7 protein-coding genes are annotated in these 8,946 nt (G+C 64.5%); 1 reads left to right on the top strand and 6 read right to left on the bottom strand.

Translation table 11 applies throughout. From position 1 onward, the window contains the following. Positions 1-49: 49 nt before the first annotated feature. The 6 genes from ahpC to LWH48_RS17670 all read right to left on the bottom strand — a co-directional run bounded on the left by ahpC (position 50) and on the right by LWH48_RS17670 (position 6,300). Positions 50-613: an alkyl hydroperoxide reductase subunit C gene (gene ahpC, locus LWH48_RS17700; protein ID WP_232913614.1), complete on the bottom strand. Its 564-nt coding sequence runs from the start codon at positions 611-613 to the stop codon at positions 50-52. 135 nt (positions 614-748) lie between these two features. After that, positions 749-1,153, bottom strand: a complete 405-nt coding sequence (locus tag LWH48_RS17695; protein ID WP_232913613.1) for a ribonucleotide reductase subunit alpha — start codon at positions 1,151-1,153, stop codon at positions 749-751. 307 nt (positions 1,154-1,460) lie between these two features. Further along, the gene (locus tag LWH48_RS17690) at positions 1,461-2,501 is read right to left on the bottom strand and encodes a proline racemase family protein (protein ID WP_232913612.1); all 1,041 of its coding nucleotides are present in this window, start codon (positions 2,499-2,501) and stop codon (positions 1,461-1,463) included. After that, entirely contained in the window at positions 2,498-3,703 is a 1,206-nt protein-coding gene (locus LWH48_RS17685) for a zinc-binding dehydrogenase (protein ID WP_232913611.1), read from the bottom strand. Before LWH48_RS17685 ends, LWH48_RS17690 begins: the two co-directional genes overlap by 4 nt. Positions 3,704-3,878: 175 nt before the next feature. Then, positions 3,879-4,406 carry an HPP family protein gene (locus LWH48_RS17680; RefSeq protein WP_232913610.1) on the bottom strand — a complete coding sequence of 176 codons (528 nt, stop codon included), beginning with the start codon at positions 4,404-4,406 and terminating at the stop codon, positions 3,879-3,881. Between the two features lie 70 nt (positions 4,407-4,476). Further along, positions 4,477-6,300 carry a PAS domain S-box protein gene (locus tag LWH48_RS17670; protein WP_442908328.1) on the bottom strand — a complete coding sequence of 608 codons (1,824 nt, stop codon included), beginning with the start codon at positions 6,298-6,300 and terminating at the stop codon, positions 4,477-4,479. Positions 6,301-6,419: 119 nt separating this feature from the next. Here LWH48_RS17670 and LWH48_RS17665 point away from each other — a divergent pair, with 119 nt between their 5' ends. Next, positions 6,420-7,799: an IS1380 family transposase gene (locus LWH48_RS17665; protein WP_442908327.1), complete on the top strand. Its 1,380-nt coding sequence runs from the start codon at positions 6,420-6,422 to the stop codon at positions 7,797-7,799. The last annotated feature ends 1,147 nt before the right edge of the window (positions 7,800-8,946 follow it).

The following is an 8,946-nucleotide window of genomic DNA, read 5'->3' as shown; positions in this document are numbered from 1 at the left end:
GGGCAGGGGCGGCGAGGCCCGGGGGCGGGGCCTCGCGGCAGGGACCGGCTTAGATCTTGCCGACCAGGTCCAGGGACGGAGACAGGGTCTCTTCGCCTTCTTCCCACTTGGCCGGGCAGACCTCGTTGGGGTTGGCACGCACGTACTGGGCGGCCTTGACCTTGCGCAGCAGCTCCTCGGCGTTACGGCCGATGTTGCCGGCGTTCAGCTCGACGATCTGGATCTTGCCGTCGGGGTCGACCACGAAGGTGCCACGCTCGGCGATGCCGTCTTCCTCGATCAGCACCTCGAAGTTGCGCGAGATGGTGTGGGTCGGGTCGGCCAGCATCGGGTAGGTCAGCTTGCCGATGGTCTCGGAGCTGTCGTGCCACGCCTTGTGGGTGAAGTGGGTGTCGGTGGAGACGCTGTAGATCTCGACGCCCAGCTTCTTGAACTCTTCGTAGTTGTCCTGCAGGTCACCCAGCTCGGTGGGGCAGACGAAGGTGAAGTCGGCCGGGTAGAAGAAGAAGATGCTCCACTGGCCCTTGAGCTGCTCTTCGTTCAGCTCGACGAACTCGCCGTTGTGGTATGCGGTGGCCTTGAACGGCTTGATTTCGGTGTTCAGCAGGGACATTCGGTAATGCTCCTTTCGACGTTGGTATGAGGGTGTCTCGAATACAGGGGCATGGTAGCCCGCATCGACTAATAGCGACAATTAAATGGTGTCATCACCCTGATAATTCAACCCTATGGCGATGACGCTTCCATGTCAGCCGATGCGCACCGCCTCGCCCTGGCGGTCCAGTGCCAGGAACTGGTCGACATTACCCATCTTCAGCGACTCCACCATGCGCTCGAGCTGCGCCTCGGCCTGCTCGGAAGCCGGCGCCTCGCTGCCGCGACCGGAGAGGGCGCCGACGAAGACGATGTCCCACTCGACGCCGGTGTTGCGCGACTCCGCCACCAGGGCGGCCATGTCGCTGAGTTCCTCGGGAGTCTTGTCGACGCACAGCACCGGGGTGAGCACACCGCCCTCGCCCTGCTCGAAGCGAGCACGCTGCTCGGCGGAGGGGTTGTCCGGCAACTCGGCGCGGGTGAAGACGAACAGCAGTCGCTGGGCATCGGGCTGCAGGCGCGCCTCACTGAGCAGGTCGGAAAAGTTGGTAATGGCCACGGTTAGCCTCCTGGGTCGGTCGAAAGAGGGACAGTCGAAGAAGAATGAGCGCCAGCCTGCCCCCTTTGGCGGCGACGCTCAAGGGGCTGGCGGGCGAATCGTGTTGGTCAAGATGGCGGGGGCAAGGATTCAGGCACACCGCCTTTAGCAGGTCGCTCGAGGCTACTCCGGCGGCTGGCCTTCGAGGGGGCGCTGTGAACCCTTCCGTGGGCGCTACCGATGCCATCCCTGGCATAGGACCCCCTCTACGACCAGCCCCCGGCGCCTCTCGCTATGAGTAGCCGCGGCATGGACATTCTGTGCGCCATCAGCCTTGGCGGGCGCTGAGGATATGGTGCAGGCCGCCGCACTCCACCAGGGGGTCATCGCAGTTGACCACCACCTCGGTGTGGCCCAGCACATGGCCCTTGCCGGTGATGGTGTTCTCCACCACCGTGTAGGAGTCCTCCCGACGGGTACCGGTGAAGGTCCCGATAAAGCCGGTCTCGCGCAGGGAGATGGTCTCCAGCCGGTCGCCGGGCTTGAGGGTACCCTCATGGCGCATCAGTGCCAGGCGTGCCGAGGTCCCGGTGCCGGTGGTGCTGCGGCAGATCACCCCGGGATGCACATAGGTGGCCGAACGCGAACGGTAGAAGTCATCGGCCACCTGCTCCACCGGCCCCATGAAGTGCAGGAAGGGCAGTGGCCCCACATCGCCCAGGGTGTAGTGGGAGAAGCCGCGCTCGGCCTGAATCGCCTCGACGATCCTGTGGGCACACTCGGCCAACCCGCGTTCCTCGTCGCGGTTGAGATGAAAGCCCAGTTCACCGGCATCCACCAGGGCATAGAAACCGCCGCTGTAGGCCACGCTGTAGGTCACCTCGCCCAGGCTCGGCACCTGAATCGAGGCGCGATGGGTATCGATATAGCTGGGCAACCCCTCGCAGGTGATCGCCTCCACCACGCCGTTCTCCACCCTCGCCTCGATCCTGACCAGCCCCGCCGGCGCCTCGAGCGTGAAGCGCTGCACGCCCTCTCGCTTGGGCACGATGCCTGCCTCGAGGACCGCGGTGGCGGTGCAGATAGTGTTGGAGCCGGAGTAGATGGGGTAGCCCATCACCTCCATGATGATGTAGCCGGCGGCTGCCTCGGAATCACTGGCCGGCACGATCAGGTCCACCGACATCTCCGGCACGCCGTAGGGCTCGAACAGCAGCAGTTTGCGCAGGCCGTCGGCGTCATCGCGCAGGTAGTGCATCTGGTCGCGCACCGTGGCGCCGGGCAGGACGTCGATGCCACCGAGCACGATGCGGCTGACGTCGCCGCCGGCGTGGGTATCCATCATCCTGAAGGTCAGCGGCTGGCTCATGGGCGCGGCTCCTGGTTGGCGGAGGACTGGCTGGAGGGGGAAGAGGCCAGGGCGAAGGGCGCACCGTGCTCGTCCCACTGGCTGTCGGGCACGATCACGATCTTGCCCAGGAAGTTGCTGCCGCGACTGACGAAGTAGCGCTCGGCCCGATGAAGTTCCGAGAGCCGGAAGGTGGCATGCAGCACCGGCTTGAGCTCACCGGAGCGGATCCAGGCGATCAGCTGCTCGGCCTCCTCGCGGGTGCCGTGGGAGACTCCGAAGATCTGCACCTGATAGAGGTAGATACGCGTCCACAGGATCTCCGAGATATTGCCGCCGCTGGCCCCGGCGATGGAGAGCCGCGGATAGCGGGTGCGCGCCTTCATGTCCTGAATCATGGTATCGATGAAGCGGTCGGTCATCTCGCCACCGACCAGATCCATCACCGCATCGATGGGCGCCCCTCCGGTGGCCGCTAGCACCCGCTCGGCGAAGCCGTCGAGGTCACCCCGGTCGATCACCGCCTCGGCGCCCAGCGCCTTGAGCGCTGCGGCCTTCTCCGGCTGGCTCACCGCGTAGGGAATCGCGCCGACGATGCGACACAGCTGGATCAGTGCGGTGCCGACCCCGCCACTGGCGCCGCTGACCAGTACCCGCTCACCGGCGGCCACTCCCGCCGAGGTCATCATATGGTAGGCGGTCTGGTAGGAGCACATGCCCAGGGCAGCGAGCTCGGCATCGCTGAGCTCGGGGTTGGGCACGTGGTGGAACTGATCGGAGGGCACGGCGACGTACTCGGCGAAGCCGCCGTCGGCACCGTGGCCGTAGTAGTCCGGGGTCAGGTTGATGTCACGGCGAGCGTCCGGGTAGAGGTTGAAGTCGAGCAGGCCGCGCTCGCCGAGGCGGGCCGGATCGACCCCCTCGCCCACCGCCACCACCCGACCGGCGATGTCGGCGCCCTGGATGCGCGGGAAGGTCAGGGTCGGCTCGCCGCCCATGGCGAAGGAGGTCACCTCGCCCTTCTTCACCGGGTAGAGCCCCTCGCGGGCCTTGCGGTCGGTGTTGTTCTTGGCGGTGGCCGTGACCCGCACCAGCACCTCGCCGGGCCCCGGTTGCGGGGTCGGCACGTCGTCACGATAGACCAGCTTGTCGACGTCGCCATGGCCGGTCAGCAGCATGGCCGACATGGTGGCGGGAACGGTCGCGTCTGGGGGATTCGCCATCTGCTGCCTCCTGTGTGGGGCCGCCGGCGGCGTGCCGGCGGCGTGGATTGTGCACGAGACGATAGCAGAAGCTCCCCGGCGCTACCGAGCCCCTGCGGGGCCGAATCGGGGAGAAATCCTTTCCGTTTTCGCGGGGAGAAAGTTGCGGTTTTTCCTGCTCTGCTTTCCTGACCCCCTACCAGTGCAGCGGATAGCGGCGATGGCGGGCCAGGTTGTTCACCAGCACGGCCACCGCCAGCATGATGGCGCAGCCGATGCCGATGGGCATCAGCGGATACCACCAGCCCAGCCCGGTGATCTCCGGGCCGCCGATCACCGCCACCAGGGCTGCCGCCGCACCAGGCGGATGCACGCTATGGGTCAGCTGCATCAACAGGATGGAGAGCGATACCGCCAGGGTCACGGCGAGTGGCGTGGCGCCCAGCAGCTGGAAGCAGGCGACCCCCGCCACCGCCGAGAGCAGGCTGCCCAGCAGCACGTTGCGCGGCTGGGCGAAGGGGCTCTCCGGCGCCGCATAGAGCAGCACCGAGGTGGCGCCGAAGGAGGCCACGATCAGCAGGTGCTGGGAGAGCCAGTGGGCACTGAGCCAGCAGATCGCCCCCATGCCGACCACGGCCCCCAGCCATGACCAGAGGGCATCACCGAGATCGGGGGTCTCGCGTTGCAGGCGCTCGCCGCGCATCTTTCCCAGATAGGTCTTCATCGTCCCTGAATCGTGGAGAGTGAGCGGGGAAGTCTGCCAAGACATAAGAAGATATAAAAGACAATATTTTTTATAACAACATGAATAAAACTTGATCGGGATCAGTTCCTCCATCTACTCCAATGGCTTCCACACGAGACATGATCTCCATCAAGCAACAGGATCGAACAGGACGTGCCTCCGGGACGGGGGCGACCTCGCGGTCGATCGAGGCGCCTACTCCCTGCGCTCCTCGAGGAAGGCGAGCAGCTCCTCCAACGGCATCGGTCGAGCGAAGTAGTAGCCCTGGAAGGTCTCGCAGTGATGGTCGCGAAGGTAGCGGAACTGCTCCTCGGTCTCGATGCCCTCGACGACCACGTCCAGTTCCAGCTCCCCGGCCATGGAGACGGTGCCCCGGACGATGGCGACGGTAGCGACTGGCAATCTGGCACCCCTGGGCGAGGCGATCCTCCAGCAGGGTGCGGTTGGGGAGCCCGGTCAGTGCATCGTGACTGGCGTTGTAGGCGAGCTGTGACTGGTACTCCTTCTGGGTAGAGATGTCGTTCTGCACCCCGATGAAGTGGGTGACATCGCCCGTCTCGTCACGCACCGGGGAGATATAGAGGTCGTTCCAGAAGGTGGTGCCGTCACGACGATAGTTGCGGATGACGATGTGCACGTCGCGACGGTTGGCGATGCCCTCCCGCAGCGCCAGGGTGGCACGCGGCTCGGTGTTCTCGCCCTGCAGGAAGCGGCAGTTGCGCCCGACCGCCTCCTCCCTGGCATAGCCGGTGATCCGCTCGAAGGCCGGGTTGACGTAGACGATGGGCAGGTCGGGCTTGCGCGCATCGCAGATCACCACGCCGTTGATGCTCGAGGCCACGCTGCTCTCGAGGATACGCAGCTGGCGCTCCGACTCCTTGCGCTGATTGATGTCACGGAAGTAGACCGCCAGCCCCTCATCGGAAGGATAGGCGTGTACCTCGACCCACAGGTCAAGGCGGGGGTTGCAGGCCTCGAAGTGAGCGGCGACTCCCGTATCGATCGCACGACGGTATTCGATATCGAAACGAGAGCCCCAGGCTTCCGGGAAGGCCTCCCAGATATTGCAGCCCAGCAGCGAGCCGGGAGCACTCTGCAGCAGCCGCTCGGCCTCGCGGTTGACGTAGGTGAAGCACCAGTCGGCATCCAGGGTGAAGAAGCCGTCGGTGATGCTCTCCAGGGTGGTGGTGAGACGCTCGGCCAGCCGCGAGACCTCGGCGCGCAGCCGGCGCTGCTCGGTGATGTCCTGGGTCGAGCCCTGCGCCCTCAGGATGCACCCCGCCTCGTCGTGGACCGCCTGGCCGATCACCCGCACCCAGATGTGGCGCCCGCGCGCGGTGACCACCTCGAACTCCTCGTCGAAGGCGGTGCCATCGCGACAGCACGCCGCGAAGCGCTCGCTCAGCCGCTGGCGGTCATGCGGAGCGTAGTAGGCGATGGCCTGATCCACCGTAGGCTGGAAGCCGGCGGGCTCGTCATGGATGGCACAGACCTCGTCGGACCAGATCGGTGAGCCGCCGGGAAGCTCCACATACCAGGCACCGATCAGGGCCGTCTCTCCCACGATCGTCGAGAAGTGCTCATGCCGGCTCATGGCCGTCTCGCTCTGGCGGCGAGCCGAGATATCCCGAGCCACCACGTAGATCACTCGCTCCTCACCGATGGCGGCATTGATCTCCACCCAGTGCACGCGACCCTCGTGGTCGTGGACCCTTGCCTCGAGCCCCCTGACGGCGCCACCGGACGCCAGCCGCTCTATCGCCTCGGCGATGCGAGCATGGTCCTGCTGGTCCACCAGGCGGGTGTAGGGGTGATGGAGGAGCTCGACCTCGTCATAGCCAAGCTGGTGCTGAAAGGCGGGGTTGACCTGCAGGAATCGGCCCTCAACCCGCCTTATTCATGAGGGCAGCCTGAAAACGAAGGTAGCGGATGGTATTCTCTAGAGAAATCAGTGCGTTCCGCCAAGAACCTGATTCCAGAGGACCATCCGCTATGGGTGAAAGCGTATCTCCCTGGATTCCGTCCTGCAACGGGTCCATTCGCGTTGAGCTCGACGGCCATCGCACCACCAGCGACAGCGGCGCTCTGCTGCTGCGTGAAGCCCTCGATAACAGCGGCGTGATCGAGGCGCTGGAGGACAACCTGGTCGATCCGCGCGACCCGCTGCGTATCCGCCACTCGCTGGCCAGTCAGCTGCGCACCCTGGTGTTGCAGCGTGCGATGGGATGGATCGACCTCAGCGATACCGACACGTTGCGTCGTGACCCGCTCTGGCAGCTGGCCTGCAGCGATGCTCGCGGGACGACGCCATTGGCGCAAGATCGACCGTCTCAAGCCACGCTGTCGCGGCTGCTGACCTGCCTCGGGCGCAACGACAACATCGATGCCGTGCACGAGGGCCTGCTGCGACTGGTGGTCTGGCGTCTGACCTCGCTGAAGAATGGCGAACGCCCCGAGCAGCTGACGCTGGACATCGACGGCCTGCCGATCGAGGTCCATGGTCACCAGGGCGGCTCGGCGTTTCATGGGCTTTACGGTGCACGGATCTACTCGCCGCTGATTGCCTCACTGGCCGAGACCGGCGACATGGTGGGTGGGCTGCTGCGCGAGGGCAACGCCGGTCCGGCCGAGAATGCCGATACCTGGATTCCACACCTGGTACGCCGACTCAACGAGAGCTTCGGGGCCAGAGTTCGGGTGCGCATCGATGCGGGCTTCACCGACAACGACACGCTGGAAGCCCTGGAAGATCGCGGCATCGAGTATCTGGGCCGACTGCGCAGTCACTCGGGGCTTCAGAAGCTGGCGGCGCCGTACCTGAAGCGGCCGCAAGGCCGCCCACCCGAGCAGCCTCGGGAGTGGTGCTATGACCTGACGTACCAGGCGGGCTCCTGGCCGTCGCCGCGACGCGTGGTGCTGGTGGTGCAGGAACGTCCCGATGATCTGCTGCTGCATGCCTTCTTCCTGGTCACCAACCTCGGCAAGTTCGACTGGCCGCCGAAGAAGGTCCTGGCGCTCTACCGCAAGCGCGGCAGCGCCGAAGCGCACATGGGCGAGGTGAAGTCGGCGTTGGATGTGCATCTCTCGTCGACCGATCGCGGCGCCTCCACCGCCCAGGACGTGATGGCCCGCAACGAGGTGAGCCTGCTGCTGAGCCTCTACGCCTACCAGGTTCTGCATGGGCTGAGGCGCCTGCTGGAGAGCCGGACGCTGCAGGGTTGGAGCCTGATGCGGATGCGCGAACAGGTGCTCAAGGTCGCGGCCACGCTGACGGTACACGCCCGGCGCATCACCGTGCACCTCGGCGATGCCGCCGACAAATGGTGGCCCACCTTGCTGAAGGGACTGCCTCGGCTGACGGCTCTGGTCTGATCTACGGCGTCACCACGTTCCATGCAGCAGGCAAGGCGACCACAGTGGAGGTCGACGGCCACGGCTGTGCCGGCGATAGAAATTGATTCCTAAAAGCTATAAAAATGCCGGCCAAAAGACGAATCGGGTATAGGTCAGCCGGCTACCCAGCGGCCGCACGACGTTGAAGTGGGTCGATACCGGCAACCCCTTGGCTCAACACCCTCATTCGGCGCCCTGATGAATGAGGCGGGCTCAAGGCTGACGCGGCAGAACAGGTCGGTCGAGAGGGTAAAGAACTGATCCTGCCGACCGGTAGCCGGCAGCAGCAGGGAGCGCAATCGAGCAAGCAGCGGGCGGATCATGGACGTCCTGTGACTGTTGTTATGGACGACCAGGCCTGGCCAGACAATGGCCACCCGATCCAGAAGGGGAGTCACAAACAGCGTTCGAAAATCGGCGAAAGCATAGTCGCACGATGCCTTTCCAGGCTCAAATCAGGTACAGGCGGGGGAAGACGGACAGCAGGCAAAAAAAAGCGAAGGGCCCACAGCGATACTGTGGGCCCTCGAAATTCGTGGCGCGCCCGGCAGGATTCGAACCTGCGACCCTCGGCTTCGGAGACCAATCATGAAAACGTGGAAAACGCGCCGCTCGTGGCGGAGTGCTCAAAAAACAACTTGAAGATCAGTGGCTTACAAACTTCAAAGGCCTAGATGTTAATTCACCAATGCCCGATTAACACCGCCTCATATACACATAGATCAGTTTAGTGGGCACAGGCTGTTAAGTCCAGGCATGTCAAAATCTACACCTCGGACCCTTGGCCAAGCGATGGATCAGGCGCTGGAAAGATACATTGGAGCCCCCTCGATTCGCATCGCCTCCACCTGGGGTGCATTGTGTCTCATATAGGAAGCTGGTATTGCCTGTTTCTGGTGTCGCTTGACACCTGGACCTCGCAAGGTGGCGTAACCCCCATGCTTTTCTGAGCATCGAAGCAACGAGCAGAGCATCGCGGTACGCGCACAAAGAGTTATAGGTCGGGTAGACCGGACGATTGCTCGTTCCGGCCCCCCACAGATCCGAGCGTGCGCGATTGACGCACTCGGCTCCTCAACCGTCAGGTTCACACGAAGGACGCTCGGTGCACGATTCTCGCTCGCGG

Source organism: Halomonas sp. G15, from assembly GCF_021282295.1.
GTDB classification, from domain to species: Bacteria; Pseudomonadota; Gammaproteobacteria; order Pseudomonadales; family Halomonadaceae; genus Halomonas; species Halomonas alimentaria.
The sequence above is the reverse complement of the archived record's forward strand: the minus strand, read 5'-3'. Positions and strand labels throughout refer to the sequence as shown.